Below are 14653 nucleotides of genomic sequence, written 5' to 3' on the forward strand. Positions count from 1 at the left end.
TACTTTTGTGCTGGTCTCTGTTGGCCAGTGTCAGATGAACCATAAATGGGAATGACTCATGGCGCAGCCACCAGTTGGTGTAAATTGAGGCGTTCCGCCAGCTCTCTGAGCGCTTCCACGGTCGAATCGGGCAATACCACTCCGGATGTCGAGGACGCGCCCTTTTCATGTTCCGGATCTCCGGGTGCGAGGACTGGAACAGACCCTGAACCGCGAATCCGGTCTTGGAGATGTGCCACCTTTTCCTTCGTGTGCTGTCGGCCTACGAATGCCTCCGCGTCCAGAGCAATAAGCAAGTGACTGGTGTTCATGCGCGACTGGGGGTGATTCCAGATGCTCTGAATTTCGGTCGAATACGCTCCATGGCTGAGGGAGGCCGCGAACGCCTCGAGTAGGACGGCGATCGCTGATCCCTTGTGACCTCCGAAGGCGGTCAGGGAACCGGCCAGTGCTTCATGTGGGTCTGTAGTCGGGTGTCCTTCGGCATCTACAGCCCAGTCTTGGGGAATGGGCCGGCCCTCGTTCCGTGCTCCGAGGATTTTTCCGTAGGCTCCGCTGCTCGTAGCCAGATCTGCCGTCAGAGGATGGTCGCCAGCACTGGGAGCGGACAATGTTAAAGGATTGGTTCCCAGGACTTTCTTGTTGCCGCCATACGGAGCGACTACGGGACCGGTCGTTGACGTCAAGATGGAGAGGAATCCCTGAGCCGCCAACTGGTCTGTCCAATACGCGCCTGCGCCATAGTGCGTGCTTCCTTGTACAGACACCGCACCGACTCCGAATTCTTTAGCTTTCGCCGCCACAGCTTTGACGGTGGCCGCCATTGCCACCTGGCCGAGCGCTCCATCGGCATCCAATACGCCCGTGGCGCCATGCTCTGACAGCCAGTGAAGATGAGGCTTGGGATTGACGCCTCCTGCCTCGATGGCCTTGACGTAGAACGGCAATCGCATCAGCCCGTGGGAGTAGATGCCGCAGGTGTCGGCATGGACCAGGGAACTGGCAGTGACCGCAGCATCTCCCACGCAGACGGCGACGGCTTGAAGTGCAGAGGCTGCAAACTCGACAAGTTGTTCCGGGGAATAGCTATCTTGCGTGCTCATGGAACTCTTCCTTCGACGTTAGACGCGCATGAAATCGGTAGATACGGAGGGTTAGCTGACCATTGGTGAACTTGTCAGGAGCCCAACTAATTCGGCGACGTCCGGACATTCCTCGAGCCGGAAAACAAGCTCGAAGATTTCCTCGATACGCCTCCGATCAAGGCCCACGCCGGGCAGGAGCGAGAATGCCAAATCGGACGCCGATGTACGGTCGTACTCGAGCAGCTTCGGAATCCCGTCACCCAGGGTTCGCCCGTCCGTCAGCGTGATGAGAACCGATGCGCCGTGTTTGCCACGTCGAGTCCGCTCACTCTCGTCGTGAGTCGTGAGCAGCACGTGGTCCATGACCTGCAGGTACTCCGGTGCATTGAGATCCCAGACTGCTGGCAGAGTTAGCTGACCGTCGATGATCGCCCGTGCGGCGCAGTAACGCATACTCATGAGTGCTGTCGAAGCTGTCCGCGGAGGTTCTTTCGCGGCTACGCCAGGGTAGTCCATGTCCGGTTGTTCCAGCGTGATGCTGACCTCCGCGATATTCTGGGGAGCGAGTTCTTCCCGCTGGCATATCGCGAGTAGCTGCTGCATGGCAGCCTGGTTCAGCGCACATACTGGGTACATCTTGAGTAACACGTCGGAAATCGCCCATGGGTCGGACTTCGATGACACATCGAGCGATATTCCTGTAGTGCCGGCGTAAGCTTTCAGATAGCCGGCGGCGCCTTCAAGACTCATGGGCGCTCCTTGGACTCCCTCGGCAACCAGCAAAGCTGCGGCCAGGCCGTTGCGTGCCGCAAACGCTGGATGAAAACGCCACTCGTCCGTTCCCTCCAGCCACACCTGCATCAACCCGGCAGCTTGGTTGGCGCCCAGCGCCAACGCCGACGTGGTCTCCTCGATCGATAGGCCAAGGGCGGTGGAACAAGCAGCTGCCGACGCGATAGGCCCATAAATACCAGTGGGCCTGAACCCGCGGGCCCGAGTGTGCTCGATCGTGGCGGATCCGATCCTGGCTCCTAATTCATAACCGGAGACCATGGCCTTGAGGAAACGTCTTCCGTCGATGGTGTAGGCATCCGACAGCGCCAGAAGTGGCGGAATAACAGTACTGCCGAAATGACTGATCGCGGGAGGATATTCGTCGTGCTGGGCTCGGGCACTCATCAGGAGAGAACCGTTTAGAACGGCATGTTCCAATGGGCTACGGACCAGGTCCGGCAAGCGCCGGGCTGAATGACTCAACGGCATGCCGTCCGGCCATGCGGATCGGTCCATGCCGGCGATGTTCGAGTGGCGAGCGGCCAGTGCGACGGTCAAGTTATGGAAGAGGACGAGTTTGGCATCGTCAATGGTTTGCTCGCCGAGGTCCTCGAATGAGAGATTGACGCAAAGTTCAGCGAGCTGATCAAGCTGTGTGTTCTCTGCTGCTCGGCGGTTGGCCAATGTCCCTGACTTCAAAACTGGCGTCTCCTCACACGTCAATCGTCTCGCCGACTCGTCCGGCCCTCTGGCGGTGCCATATAGATCGAAGGACGGACAGCACCACGGCGACGACTATGATGCCGTAAATTCCCAGCGCAATGGGATCGCCGACAAAGGTGCCGAAGTTGCCGCCGGAAAGAAGCAGCGCCTGCCGGAAGGATGTTTCCAGGATGGGCCCCAGAACGAAGGCAAGGACGAGAGGTCCGGCGTCGAACCCGGTTTTTTTCATCAACCACCCGAGGATCCCGAAAACCAGAACGACCCACATGTCGAATGGGTCGTTACTGATTGAGAACACGCCTACGAAGACGACCAGAATGGACAAGGTCACTAGGATCACGGGGCGTACCCGGAGTAGCTGAACGAAGATGCCTACCAGTGGGATGTTCAGGATTAGAAGCATCAGATTTCCGATGAACATCGATGCAATGACACCCCAGAAAAGCTCGGGTTGCTGGGTAATCAATCGAGGCCCGGGAGTAATGCCATGCAACAGAAGCGCACCGAAGAGCAGTGCCAAGACCGCATTCGAGGGGAGTCCGAGGACCAGCAAGGGGATAAACGCCGAAGTAGATGAGGCGTTGTTGGCCGTCTCGGGCCCGGCGACTCCTGCAATTGCACCTCGACCGAACTCGCTGGGGTTCTTGGAAACGCGCTTTTCAAGTCCGTACGATGCAAGGGATGAAATGACACCGCCCCCGCCGGGGAGGATGCCGATGATAAACCCTAGGAAAGAACCGCGGGTAATAGCCCCGGACGCCTTGGTGAAATCAGCGCGGGTGGGCCAGATATGCCGAATTTTCGTCTTGATCGTCTGAGCGGTTTCGCTCTGTTCGAGGTTGTGGAGGATTTCGCCGAGACCGAAGAGCCCCATTGCCACAGCCACGAAGTCCAAGCCGTCCAGCAAATTGCTGCTCCCGAAGGTGAATCGAGGAGTACCTGTTACAGGGTCCTGTCCCACGGCGGCGAGGAACAACCCAAGTGCTGCCATGGCGAGGGCCTTCAATGTCGATCCTGTCCCTAGTGAGGTGATCAGGAACAGTCCCAAAACCATTAGTGCAACGTATGCTGTTGGCCCAAATGCGACCGCAACATCGGCCAGCACCGGAGCCAGGAAGACCAGTCCGAAAATGGAGACGGTACCACCGATAAACGACCCAACGGCAGCGATGCCCAGTGCAGGGCCTGCTCGCCCTTGACGTGCCATTTGATAACCGTCGAAGGTCGTGACGACTGACGCGGCCTCTCCTGGCAACCGCAGGAGCACGGAGGTAATTGTTCCTCCATACATCGACCCATAGTAAATCCCTGCCAGCATGATGATGGCAGTGGCAGGATCGAGCGAAAAGGTCAAAGGTAGCAACAGTGCGATCGTTGCTGTAGGCCCCAACCCGGGCAATACGCCGATTGCCGTCCCGATGACTACACCGAGGAAAACGTACAAAAGGTTCGTCGGCTCGAAGGCTACCCCGAAACCCAGGGCCAGGTCGTTGATTGATTCCATTTACACTCCCAAAATCGTCGACATCAACAAATCTGGCGGAAGCCTCACGCCGAGGACTTGGTCGAAGAGCAAATACAAGATGATCGGTGTAATTACGGCGATCAAAGCGGTGGTTAACCATCGCTCCCGACCGAAGGCCTTCAGCCACAAAAGCGACATGACCATGGCAGGAACGGTGAATCCGATCAGGGGAAAAAGCACGATGAAGACCACTAGACTCACTATGGCTCCGATGACCGTGCGTGCGCCGCGGGTCCACATCTCCTGCCCTGAATGATCCCTCGACACAACCAGCAAGATAGCAACGAGCACCAGGACGAGTGAGACCGTCAACGGCCACAGACCTGGCCCTGGAGTACTCGGTGTGCCGATTGGCATTCTTAGCGTCAAGTTGAGCGCGATCGCGCTAATCGCAAGGACGGCAACAACTGGGATCCAACGAGCCCACATACCAGGCGTCTGAGCAGGCGCTTCCGAAAGCGGATCCAGCGCCGAGCTTGAATCCTTATTGACAACCTCGGGTATTTTGACCACTGGGACTAGCTACCAACGATGGCCGGGTAAACCTCGGCACCTTCGTCCAGATACCGCTGGAGATCCTCGGCGGTCCCATAGGTCTCCGGCACAAAACGTTCCCCAATGGCTTGGGCTGTCTGCTCGTCCTGAAGGCACGTGTCCAGAGCGTCACTGGCCTTCGAGACAACATCTTCCGGCAGGCCGGCAGGACCGGCCAGGCCATAGGTAGTTACTGCAAGAGTCAGATCCTCGTAACCGAGATCGACAAAGGTCGGAGTGTCGGGGATGTGCTCCTGGCGCTCTTCGCCCGAGGTGAGCAGGACGCGGAACGAGCCGTCTTCAATGCGTTCGGAGACCTCGGGGGCATCGTTGATGAATGCCGCGTCCGCATGTCCTCCCAACACAGCAGTAGTGGCGCCAGCGCTGCCCTCGAAGGGCACAACGGTGAGATCCACTCCGTGCTCGTCTTCGAGGCGCTGGAGTTCGATGGCTTGGGGGGTAGAAGATCCCGATACGCCCACGTTCAGCTGCCCGGGGTTCTCCTCCGCGGCGGCGATGAAATCCTCAACTGTTTGAAACTCCGAGTCCTCCCCGACGACGAGGTTCATGGGGACTCGGGAGATGACGCCAATGGGAGTAATGTCCTCCTTGCTGTACTCGAGCTTATTGACCAATGGCGTCAGCACGACCATTCCGGTCGAGACAATGGCCAAGGTATGCCCGTCGGCGTCTTCCCCAATCATCCTCTGCAGGCCTACTGCGCCCGAGCCGCCCGGCACGTTCTCAGCCACCACGGGCTGTCCGAGTTCGTCGCCCAGGCACGGGGCCAGCGCCCGCGCGGTGACATCGGTGGGACCGCCAGCTTCGTAAGGGACGAGGAATGTGATCGGCTCCGACGGATACTCATCACTGGTTCCAGTCGTGGATCCGCTCTGACCGCAGGCGGCCACAGAAAGACCGAAACCCGTTACTACTGCGAACGAGGCCAAGGTGCGTGGGAAGCGTGTAGTCATGATGGATCCTTCTCGGGGGTCTTGGAATTGACGGCGAGCTATTTCGATAGTGGACTATCACCTTTCGGTGCTGCGAGACTACGGAGGTTCCGGGTTGTGTGTCAAGTCACATTCAGAATCTGGCGTCTCTCTTACGAGGGAATGCAAGTTCGCTGCTCTCCTAGTTTCACGATCGGCCCGTCCGAACCATACGCATGCCTGCTACGATTCTGCAGCCTGCGGCACCCTGTAGTCCGTTGGCACTCCCGCACGTACTCCATCGACCGCACTTCACTGAGAGACTTACAACCATGACCCAGCCTCTGAACCTTCGCGCAGCTTCGAAGAAAGACCGCGCGCTGCGAATTCAACGAGCAGCCGAGACGCTGCTTCAGAACAGGAGTATCAATGAGGTCACCACCAAGGAGGTTGCTGAACAAGCAGGCATCGGAGAAGCCACACTATTCCGGTACATCGGATCCAAGTACGAACTACTCTTCATGGTCTACGGAAACCGAATGGACGAACTTCTATCCCGCATTGAACAAGGGGACGCGATGGTGGCTGCCAACCCCGTCCCGGCCCGCGAATCAGGGCTGCATCACCTTAACCGGGTTCTTGACGCCTACAACATTCGCTGCGAGTTCTATCTGGAAAACCCCGAAAATGCCGCCATCTATCTCCGGGCCGGCTTCGACCGACAGAACCTGAGCCGAGGCAGAAATATTGCTCAAGGCGACCGCTCCATCCGACTCACAAGTTCCATTCTCGCGGACGGGCAAGCCCTTAAGGTGCTCACCGACAAGGTCGATCCGGGGCTCGTGGCGCAAAATTGCCACGCGATCTACATGCACGAAATCGACCGGACCCCTACCAGGGGACTCCCCCCCGAGACCATCTGGAATCGAGTGAAAGCACGACTGCACGCTCAGCTCGACCCTCTGCTGATCTCCGACTGAAAACCTCTCTTTCCGTGCTGGAGTATCTCTTTTCATGGTCTGCTCCGCCCTTCGGGTACCAGGAGCAGATGCCACCCCCTTCACAGTGCCGGACATCCGTGATAGAAATTACAGTCATGAATTGATAGTTCACTCCGTTATGAGTGGACGTTCATCTTCTTCTCGTCAGGTGGGCATAGACATGGGTTTTCAGTCAGATTTCATGCAAGGAACAACCACGGTTGCAGGCACCGAGGTCACGTACTACGAATCCGGACCGGTTGATGGCCGTAATGAAACGATCGTTCTCATTCACGGAACGGGGGGATCCGCATACGGCAGCTTCTGGGCCCTCATGCCGATGCTGTCGTTCAAGTACAAGGTGGTGACTCTGGATCTCGTCGATTTACATGGAGAACAAACCAGCATCTCTGACTACGTTGAGCAGGTTCAGGCGGTAATCGATGTCACCACATCGACGCCTGTGACAGTGGTGGGTTACTCATTAGGAGCGGTAGTAGCCGCAACCCTCACCTCATCGGCACCCGACATCGTCAGCAATCTGGTGCTCGTGGCGGGATGGTTGACCACGGATCAACATCAATTATTGAGGAACGACCTGTGGTTCAAGCTGCGCGATCAGGCCCCCGATCTCCTTGGCGAATTTACTGTTCTAACATCATTCAGCCACCGATTCTTGACTTCCAAGACAGGGTCGGAAATTGACGGGCTTGCACACCAAATCCAGAACGGCCCCGACCGAAGCGCGAAGATGGCGGCCAACAGGACTGTTGACCTTACGGACATCGTTCCGGAAATTTCTGCCCGGACGCTCGTGATCGGGTGCACCGAGGATCGCATGGCGCCCATTGCACATTCCTACGCTTTATACGCCGCCATCCCGGACGCGACTTTTACCGACATCAGTGCGGGGCACTCCGTCATGCACGAACGCCCGGCTGAAGTCTTCAAGCGTATCCACGACTTCGCTTCCGCCAGCGCCCGTCACCTCGACGGTGGCGTACTGCCTCCAATCCATGCCTAATCACCTCGCCACCCCGGCACCAACCCCTCGAAGGACATTGACGTGACCGTTACACCCACAGACCACATTGACGTCATCATCATTGGGACTGGTTTTTCAGGTTTGGCCCTAGGAACCCGTCTTAAGCGAGAGAACTTCAATGACTTTCTGATGCTGGAGCGCGCAGAAGACATCGGAGGCACCTGGCGTGATAATACCTACCCAGGAGCGGCCTGCGACATTCAATCACACCTGTATTCCTTCTCTTTCCGCCCAAATCCTGACTGGTCTCGTGTTTATGCCGGTCAGACAGAGATATTGGCGTACCTCCGAAAGATCACTGATGAAGAGGGCCTACGCAGCCACATGCGGTTCAACCACGAAGTCACTGAGGCTACGTGGGACGTTGAGTCATCAACGTGGACCGTCACTGCCGGCAGCAAGAAATACACCTGCAGGATGCTCGTGACTGCCTCGGGCCATTTATCCGACCCGAAAGTTCCTGACTTGCCTGGCCTGGACCAGTTCCGGGGAAAAATCTTCCACTCGGCACGCTGGGACCATTCGGTGAGCATGGAAGGCAAACGCGTGGGTGTCCTGGGCACGGGAGCCTCAGCAATACAGATCGTTCCGGCGATCGCCCCAGAAGTGACCGCGTTGACAGTTTTTCAACGATCCGCCCCTTACATCATCCCCCGCCTCGACCGAGAATACTCGGCGGTGGAAAAGCAAATGTTCCAGAAAATACCTAGTAAGGCCCAGGAACTTCGGGATGAGCTTTTTTGGTGGAACGAATCCCGCTTTCCCCAGCGACGCCTCGTCCCTGATTTCCTAGCGCAGATCCGATCGATGGCGGATCGCCACCGCGAAAAACAGGTCACCGACCCGGGAATCATGGCCAAGGTCACACCCGACTATGAAATCGGGTGCAAGAGAATTCTCATCTCAAACGATTACTACCCCGCGCTCCAACGACACAATGTTGTACTGGAAACGAACGCTATTCAGGAGGTGACAGCAGACGGTCTAGTCCTCAGCGATGGCCGGGAGGTTCCCTTGGATATTCTCGTTCTCAGCACCGGATTCAGAGCCGGTGACCTTCCGATCGCCTACCGCATTTTTGGACGCGATGGTGAGTCGCTGAGAGATCACTGGAAGAACGGTGAACAGGCCTATGCCTGCACGACGGTATCGGGATTTCCCAATCTCTTCGTCATGCTCGGACCAAACACCGGACTCGGTGCAGGTTCCATCATCTACATGGTCGAAACTCAGGCCCAGTACATCCTGGAAGCCGTTAAGTACGTCTCTGCCAACAATATCCGAGCTCTGGACGTTCCGAAGGCGGCAGAAGAACGTTATGTTCAATCGATCGCCGATAGGAGCGAAGGCACGGTCTGGATGTCAGGCGGCTGCAAATCCTGGTACGTGGACAGCAACAACCGCCTGACCACGATATGGCCAGACTTCATGACCGAATTCCGCCGAGAAAACGGCTCTTTTCGGCCGGAAGAATACGTTGTCGATCATGGACATCAAGTGAAGGCAAAATTCGTGGACCACCTACCTGCCGCCCACGCAGTTGCGGAGTAACCAAATGAAACAACGCATTCTAATCACAGGTGGATCATCCGGCATCGGAGCTGCCATTGCCCGCCAAAGCTTAGCCGACGGCTATGAGGTCGAAATCATCGACCTCATAGGATCCGATGCAGTCCACGCCGACCTGTCCTCCCTTGACGAGACGAACTCCGCTTTGGAGCAAGTGCTCCGCAGGGGTCCCATTACGCGCTTGGTCAATAACGTCGGATACATTCGACCCTCCCGCCTGGCGGATCTGAAACTCGAAGACTGGGAAAAAACCCACCAAATCAACTTGCGCAGCGCCGTACAGTGCATCCAGCGCCTACTTCCAGGAATGCAGGAAGAGCGATTTGGGAGAATCGTCAATATTGCGTCTCGCGCCGCCCTCGGCAAGGAAGGGAGATCGGCCTACGGGTCAGCCAAAGCAGGACTCATCGGATTGACCCGCACATTGGCGTTGGAACTCGCCGCTGACGGCATCACAGCGAACGCCTTGGCACCCGGACCAATCCGCACTGCCATGTTCGAGCAGGCCAACCCGCCAGGGGCCCCGCAGACCAAGGCCATCATCGAGTCGATCCCCGTCAAGAGGATGGGGGAACCGGACGACATCGCACTGGCCGCCTCCTATTTTCTGGACAAACGCGCAGGTTTCGTCACCGGCCAAACACTCTACATCTGCGGCGGCAAAACGGTCGGATTGGCACCCGTCTAATTGGGCCACGAGGGAACACTCCGCAGGACAGCCACCCGACGGATTCGTCTTTGGCTTTCGGAACCACGGTTTTGGTCCCTCCGAGGACGTGTTGGGCAACGTGATAAGCATCCACAGAGGCCCTGTTGCCTCTGTGGATGCTGTTGCCACCAGGCTTGTGCACTGTGAGAATGTCGGCTTCCTCGAATTCGGTACCGAACGCGTCCTTGATGAGGCGACCCCGAATATCTCCCGATCCGAGCGGCTCTGGGCGGACCCGGGACTGCGCCCGCTCTCTATGCTTAATGACGCCACCAACTCCCCCATTTCCGCCTAGCGGTGAGAACACACCGACGTGGCGCTCTGGGAGCAGCTCCTGCTCAAAGACGAGAGCCACCCCGCCACCGCCGTCAGCCAGGACCACGCGGCCGTCTGGTACAGCCCACCACAGACGTGGACGTCAGGCCCACCATCCGCGCCGAATCCCACCGGCTCAGTGCAGGCGCCTTCACCGAAAGCCTCCATGAAGTCGGCTCGAGCGTGTGGCAGGTCTTCGAAGACCGCGGCACTGCCATCCTCAACGGCGAGACCACAACACTGGAAAAAGGCGACCTGTTCGTCGTGCCATCCTGGGCTGCCTGATCCCTGCACGCCGACACTGAGTTCGACCTCTTCCGCTTCAGCGATGCCCCCATTCTCGAACGGTTGAAGTTTGACCGCACCTACGTCGAAGGACGCACCAAATGAAACTTTTGACCCTCCGCCTCGGCTCCGGCGACAATTCCGTCACCAAGGCGGTCCGCCTGGACGGCGGCACCCTGACCGAGATTGACGGTTTCGCCGATGTCGGAGAGCTGCTCCGCGCAGCGGACTGGGAAACCACCGCCAAAGCAGCCAACGGAGCAACGCATGCCTTCGATGGTGCTGACCTCGCCGCCGTCGTCCCTTCCCCGGGAAAAATCATCTGCGTGGGCCATAACTACCGCAACCACATCGAGGAAATGGGGCGTGAGTTCCCCGAGCATCCCACCCTCTTCGCGAAATACGCGGAGTCCTTGATCGGCCCCAACGATGATTTGACCCTTCCCCAGGAGTCCCACAAGGTGGACTGGGAAGCTGAACTGGCAGTGGTCATCGGCAGAAAAGGCCGTCGCATCAGCGAAGCTGACGCCTCCGACCACATTGCCGGTTACGCGGTGCTCAACGATGTCAGCATGCGAGACTACCAGTTCCGCACCCTTCAGTGGCTCCAGGGAAAGACTTGGGAAAACAGCACCCCGTTCGGGCCAGCCCTCGTAACGAAGGATGAATTCAGCGCAGGCCCGCTCATGACCTCTGAGATCGACGGTGAAATTCAGCAGCAGACCCCCACCGGCGACGTAGTCTTCACCCCAGAGTTCCTGGTTTCGTACATCTCTACCATCATCACGCTGAACCCCGGCGACGTCATCGCCACCGGAACCCCGGGAGGCGTGGGCCACGCTCAGGAACCGAAGCGGTACCTGCAGGAAGGCGAGCTCCTGGTGACCAGTATCGAAGGCCTAGGCCAGCTGAAGAACCGCGTGGTCAAGGAAGCCTGATGGTCACCCGCCACGACCAGACGACCGATCCGGAAGTCCTTCAGGCCCTCCTGGACGCGCGGCGCGGCACGGCGTTTTTCGCCCCGGAAGCTCAACGAGCTCAGCAACGCGGAACTCGACGGTGACTCCCTGCTGCCGGGCTGAACCCGCCGCCACGTCGCCGCGCACATCGGCTACAACGCTCGAGCTATTGCGCGGCTTGTCGAATGGGCGGCCCCCAGGCATGGAGACACCCATGTATGCCTCGATAGACTGTACGAGACCACGAAATCAACTTCGATGCCACACTCAGCCCGATCGCGCTGCGCAACCTCTGATACACCATTGACTTGATGACGTTAACTTCCGCAACGGGCCAGAGCACGATCGCGGTGTAGAGGTTGGAGTGGACTCCCTTGGAGGCGCTAGGCGGCGGCACTGGCGCCGACCAAGGCTTTATACCGCGCATGATGGAGGCGTTTATCCAGCGTCTCAAGGTCGACGATCGCCGCATATAGGAGGGTTTGCTTGTCGCTTGGACCGGAGCCGAGGTGCCCCCCGGAGCGAGTGTCCGGGACGTCGCTTGTTGTTCTCGTCACGGCAGAGAGGATTTTGATGACATCCGCTGCAAGGGATTCCCTGACTTCTTCCAATTGATGCAGCTCGTCCCGCCGCAGGGCGGGTTCCTGACTGTACCGGTGGTGGAGTGACATAAACCGAGTCTCACACTGATAGCTGAGAAAACAATGCAGGCAATGCAGACGGGCGGCGGCTGTTGCGTCCGCCGGTCAAGGGCACGATACGGCCAGCACGGCAGCCGTCGTGGTGCCTGTTCAGGCTGAGGTGGCTTTGAGGGTAGTGATGATGGTGATCAGTGCGTCCCGTAGCTCGCGGTCGGAAGGCCCGACGGAGCCCGTCGGGGCTTCAGTTATTTGATCCATGCGCCGTAAAATGGTGTTTCCCTGAGAGGTGATGCGGGTGCGTACCGCACGCCCGTCCCACGTGTCTCGGGCCCTGAGCACCAGCCCTTTGAGTTCGAGCTTCTCAAGGACCTTTCCCATAGTCTGAGCCTGAACATGGACTAGGAGGGCGAGACGCCCTTGGCTGATCGGGCCACTATATGACAGGGCTCTCAACGTGATCGCACCTGCATGGGTAATTCCCAAGTCCGTCAGGCGCAGGTTTTGGTGATGATCGTTCAATCGAGCGGCGGTACTGAGCAGACGACTTGTTGTCCAGTGTGCTGTATTCACTTGAGCCTTCTTTCCTCCTTTGGTTAACGTCCCCTTAGAAGTGATAATTCCGTCCCTTCCGCCACACCACCATCGAGCACCGTGAACATTATGAACAACGTGCGTGATCTCCCACCGGACTCGTAGGGCCTCAGGCTCCACATGGGTCCGGGTAGATGTGAGCAGGATGCCGTCCTGCTGGTATGGTCGGCCGTGGTTCCCGAAAGAGCCCGGCTCCACCATGTTCTCTTCCCGTCGATAGGCGTCCCCATGATCACCAGACTCACACCGTCGGAATCGTTTCCCGAGGATCTCACGTCGCTCGACCTTCCCGAGGTGGAGGTCCTCAACAGCAAGATTCAGCGCGAGTTATCTCATGAGTACGGGCACGATGGTCAGGCTAATCCGGAAACGGAATTCCGCGACGAGGAAGTGACCGAGGAACTTGATCACCGCGACGCCGCGGAGACCGCTGAGACCGCGGAATCAGCAGAGGGCACATCACCCTTGAGTGCTGCTCTCCGGCTCGCTCGCCCCCAGTAAGGTCTTCGTGGGGCTCGCCTTCTGGCTGTCACTGACAAGGTCAACGCCCCGGCCCTCGGAGACTACCCCTACTGACCGTTCGATATTCCGCAGCGCGGTGCATGTGCAGAGTCATTTGCGGTGGCATAAACAAAGCCCGCAGAGCTACCATTCGCGATGGTTCATCCACCTGTGGACGGGCGGAGTCCCTAGAATACAGCTCAAGCCGTCCACGTAGGGGTGAAGCATTTTATCGGTCTTCCCAACCAATTCCACGAAAAAGTGCCCGGCCGAGGTTATCCGGCCGGACACTTTTGGGATCGTGCTTTTCAGTTGTGGAGTCGGGCTTTAGGCATTGACACGGTAGTAGGAAGGCCCTGAACCGATGTCGGCGCTGTTCACGACGGTCTGACCGCCATTGAATCCGCTGTGGATCGCCTTGCCGTCTCCGATGTAGACGGCGTTGTGAGGAACACCGGCGCCTCCGTCCTGGTAGTAGATGAAGTCACCCGGCTGAGGATTCGAGACCGGGGTCGCAAATTCCATCAACCCGGCCGGGGACTCATCCCCGACTCCGCCGATACCGGCGGCCTTCAGTGCCTGCTCACCCAGAATGGTGCAGTCCTGGCCTGCTCCCAACTGGGATTGCGCGGAGGCCAGGATGGCTGAGTTGGTGGACGTCGCCGGGATCTCGGTCACTCCCGAGCTGGCCAGCGTCATGGTGGACGCGGCAGCAGTCGGCGCGGCCGGGGCCGTCAACGCCGCCGGGGCTACAGGAGCGGGGGCCGTCAACGCCGCCGGGGCTAGAGCATTGCCGGACCCCGCGACGATGATGCTGTCTCCCGGGTAGATGATCGAGCCGGCGCCCAGTCCGTTTTGCGAGAACACGGTCTGCAGGCCCACTCCATACTGGTTGGCGATCGCATTGAGCGTGTCACCGGGCTGGACCGTGTGGTTCGTGGCGCCGGCAACCGCTTCGGGTGCCGCGCTGGCCGCAGGGGTCGGCACGGGAGTGCTGGCAGCCGCAGCCGCGGCTGGTTCGGCAATGGCAGATGCTTGGGCGGAAGCGCCGACCCCGAGCATCAGCGCAGAGGCTGCCGCGAGGGCAGCAGCGGGACGGCCCACTGCCCCGGCGTGGGAAGTAACGGCTTTCGATACGGATTTCAGCCTGGTGGCGAAAGCTGGGGTGGTGCGGTGGCGCGCTGCATGGAAAATTTCGGACATGTGTTGCTTACCTCTCCCAATGCCTGCGGGGTGAGCTGTCGGATGCGGATGGGAGTCACCCGGCCGGAAGTCATCCAAATAATCTTTTTGATCTGAATGACGTGCGGCTTAACCCCTAGGGCCCTGTGAGGGGACCCGATGATGGTTCCCCCGCCCCTGCCAGATGTACGTTGCAAACGGACCTTGCGATAGTGGCAGAGCTAGGCAATCCATCCAAGGATGCCGCCCCTGATCTCGGGCTGCGGCACAACTTCAACGCTAACCCGCGCTAACTCCGATTGT

15 protein-coding genes, 1 pseudogene and 1 riboswitch are annotated in these 14653 nt (G+C 58.7%); of the genes and pseudogenes, 8 read left to right on the forward strand and 8 right to left on the reverse strand.

Features of this window, described 5'->3' with window-relative positions:
- Window positions 1–56: 56 nt before the first annotated feature.
- Genes IWX75_RS00150 through IWX75_RS00170 form a run of 5 tightly spaced genes read right to left on the reverse strand, consistent with a single transcriptional unit; the run spans window position 57 to window position 5615 of the window.
- Window positions 57–1103: an Ldh family oxidoreductase gene (locus tag IWX75_RS00150; protein WP_196820247.1), complete on the reverse strand. Its 1047-nt coding sequence runs from the start codon at window positions 1101–1103 to the stop codon at window positions 57–59.
- Window positions 1104–1154: 51 nt separating this feature from the next.
- On the reverse strand, window positions 1155–2558 hold the full coding sequence (locus tag IWX75_RS00155) for an MmgE/PrpD family protein (protein WP_196820248.1): 1404 nt from the start codon (window positions 2556–2558) through the stop codon (window positions 1155–1157).
- Between the two features lie 13 nt (window positions 2559–2571).
- A complete protein-coding gene (locus IWX75_RS00160) occupies window positions 2572–4086 on the reverse strand; it encodes a tripartite tricarboxylate transporter permease (RefSeq protein WP_196820249.1) in 1515 nt (504 codons plus the stop codon).
- The gene (locus tag IWX75_RS00165) at window positions 4087–4620 is read right to left on the reverse strand and encodes a tripartite tricarboxylate transporter TctB family protein (protein WP_196820250.1); all 534 of its coding nucleotides are present in this window, start codon (window positions 4618–4620) and stop codon (window positions 4087–4089) included. It lies immediately after the preceding gene.
- Between the two features lie 5 nt (window positions 4621–4625).
- Window positions 4626–5615 carry a tripartite tricarboxylate transporter substrate binding protein gene (locus tag IWX75_RS00170; RefSeq protein WP_196820251.1) on the reverse strand — a complete coding sequence of 330 codons (990 nt, stop codon included), beginning with the start codon at window positions 5613–5615 and terminating at the stop codon, window positions 4626–4628.
- 290 nt (window positions 5616–5905) lie between these two features.
- Between IWX75_RS00170 and IWX75_RS00175 the strand changes: the two genes are divergently transcribed.
- The 7 genes and pseudogenes from IWX75_RS00175 to IWX75_RS17520 all read left to right on the forward strand — a co-directional run.
- Window positions 5906–6553 (forward strand): TetR/AcrR family transcriptional regulator, encoded by a 648-nt coding sequence (locus IWX75_RS00175; protein ID WP_196820252.1) that lies wholly within the window; start codon window positions 5906–5908, stop codon window positions 6551–6553.
- A 181-nt stretch (window positions 6554–6734) separates the two neighbouring features.
- Window positions 6735–7577, forward strand: a complete 843-nt coding sequence (locus tag IWX75_RS00180) for an alpha/beta fold hydrolase (RefSeq protein ID WP_196820253.1) — start codon at window positions 6735–6737, stop codon at window positions 7575–7577.
- 42 nt (window positions 7578–7619) lie between these two features.
- Window positions 7620–9149, forward strand: a complete 1530-nt coding sequence (locus IWX75_RS00185) for a flavin-containing monooxygenase (protein WP_334683998.1) — start codon at window positions 7620–7622, stop codon at window positions 9147–9149.
- Window positions 9150–9153: 4 nt separating this feature from the next.
- Window positions 9154–9855, forward strand: a complete 702-nt coding sequence (locus IWX75_RS00190) for an SDR family NAD(P)-dependent oxidoreductase (protein WP_196820254.1) — start codon at window positions 9154–9156, stop codon at window positions 9853–9855.
- Window positions 9856–10287: 432 nt separating this feature from the next.
- The gene (locus IWX75_RS17845; protein ID WP_442858930.1) at window positions 10288–10476 is read left to right on the forward strand and encodes a hypothetical protein; all 189 of its coding nucleotides are present in this window, start codon (window positions 10288–10290) and stop codon (window positions 10474–10476) included.
- Between the two features lie 101 nt (window positions 10477–10577).
- A complete protein-coding gene (locus IWX75_RS00200) occupies window positions 10578–11414 on the forward strand; it encodes a fumarylacetoacetate hydrolase family protein (protein ID WP_196820255.1) in 837 nt (278 codons plus the stop codon).
- A pseudogene (locus IWX75_RS17520) lies at window positions 11414–11728 on the forward strand (maleylpyruvate isomerase N-terminal domain-containing protein); the annotation flags it as partial. The gene IWX75_RS00200 and the pseudogene IWX75_RS17520, both read left to right, overlap by 1 nt.
- Window positions 11729–11818: 90 nt before the next feature.
- Here the strand turns inward: IWX75_RS17520 and IWX75_RS00205 are convergent.
- Complete coding sequence (locus tag IWX75_RS00205; RefSeq protein ID WP_196820256.1) at window positions 11819–12106, reverse strand: hypothetical protein; 288 nt, start codon at window positions 12104–12106, stop codon at window positions 11819–11821.
- A 120-nt stretch (window positions 12107–12226) separates the two neighbouring features.
- Window positions 12227–12868 carry a MarR family winged helix-turn-helix transcriptional regulator gene (locus IWX75_RS00210; protein WP_334683999.1) on the reverse strand — a complete coding sequence of 214 codons (642 nt, stop codon included), beginning with the start codon at window positions 12866–12868 and terminating at the stop codon, window positions 12227–12229.
- A gap of 27 nt (window positions 12869–12895) precedes the next feature.
- On the opposite strand from IWX75_RS00210, the gene IWX75_RS00215 reads away from it, so the two are divergent.
- Window positions 12896–13168: a hypothetical protein gene (locus tag IWX75_RS00215; RefSeq protein ID WP_196820258.1), complete on the forward strand. Its 273-nt coding sequence runs from the start codon at window positions 12896–12898 to the stop codon at window positions 13166–13168.
- 327 nt (window positions 13169–13495) lie between these two features.
- Here IWX75_RS00215 and IWX75_RS00220 read toward each other — a convergent pair whose 3' ends face one another.
- The gene (locus IWX75_RS00220; protein WP_196820259.1) at window positions 13496–14371 is read right to left on the reverse strand and encodes a LysM peptidoglycan-binding domain-containing protein; all 876 of its coding nucleotides are present in this window, start codon (window positions 14369–14371) and stop codon (window positions 13496–13498) included.
- 6 nt (window positions 14372–14377) lie between these two features.
- Window positions 14378–14556, reverse strand: a riboswitch (cyclic di-AMP (ydaO/yuaA leader).
- Between the last annotated feature and the right edge of the window lie 97 nt (window positions 14557–14653).

The sequence above is a fragment of the Arthrobacter sp. CAN_A6 genome, from assembly GCF_015751715.1.
GTDB lineage: Bacteria > Actinomycetota > Actinomycetes > Actinomycetales > Micrococcaceae > Arthrobacter_D.

What these genes read in the sequence shown, in the direction of transcription:
- IWX75_RS00220 (WP_196820259.1), bottom strand. Translation starts at nt 14,371, where the DNA reads ATGTCCGAAATTTTCCATGCAGCGCGCCACCGCACCACCCCAGCTTTC.
- IWX75_RS00150 (WP_196820247.1), bottom strand. Translation starts at nt 1,103, where the DNA reads ATGAGCACGCAAGATAGCTATTCCCCGGAACAACTTGTCGAGTTTGCA.
- IWX75_RS00175 (WP_196820252.1), top strand. Translation starts at nt 5,906, where the DNA reads ATGACCCAGCCTCTGAACCTTCGCGCAGCTTCGAAGAAAGACCGCGCG.
- IWX75_RS00200 (WP_196820255.1), top strand. Translation starts at nt 10,578, where the DNA reads ATGAAACTTTTGACCCTCCGCCTCGGCTCCGGCGACAATTCCGTCACC.
- IWX75_RS00190 (WP_196820254.1), top strand. Translation starts at nt 9,154, where the DNA reads ATGAAACAACGCATTCTAATCACAGGTGGATCATCCGGCATCGGAGCT.
- IWX75_RS00215 (WP_196820258.1), top strand. Translation starts at nt 12,896, where the DNA reads ATGATCACCAGACTCACACCGTCGGAATCGTTTCCCGAGGATCTCACG.
- IWX75_RS00205 (WP_196820256.1), bottom strand. Translation starts at nt 12,106, where the DNA reads ATGTCACTCCACCACCGGTACAGTCAGGAACCCGCCCTGCGGCGGGAC.
- IWX75_RS00160 (WP_196820249.1), bottom strand. Translation starts at nt 4,086, where the DNA reads ATGGAATCAATCAACGACCTGGCCCTGGGTTTCGGGGTAGCCTTCGAG.
- IWX75_RS00170 (WP_196820251.1), bottom strand. Translation starts at nt 5,615, where the DNA reads ATGACTACACGCTTCCCACGCACCTTGGCCTCGTTCGCAGTAGTAACG.
- IWX75_RS00210 (WP_334683999.1), bottom strand. Translation starts at nt 12,868, where the DNA reads ATGGTGGAGCCGGGCTCTTTCGGGAACCACGGCCGACCATACCAGCAG.
- IWX75_RS00180 (WP_196820253.1), top strand. Translation starts at nt 6,735, where the DNA reads ATGGGTTTTCAGTCAGATTTCATGCAAGGAACAACCACGGTTGCAGGC.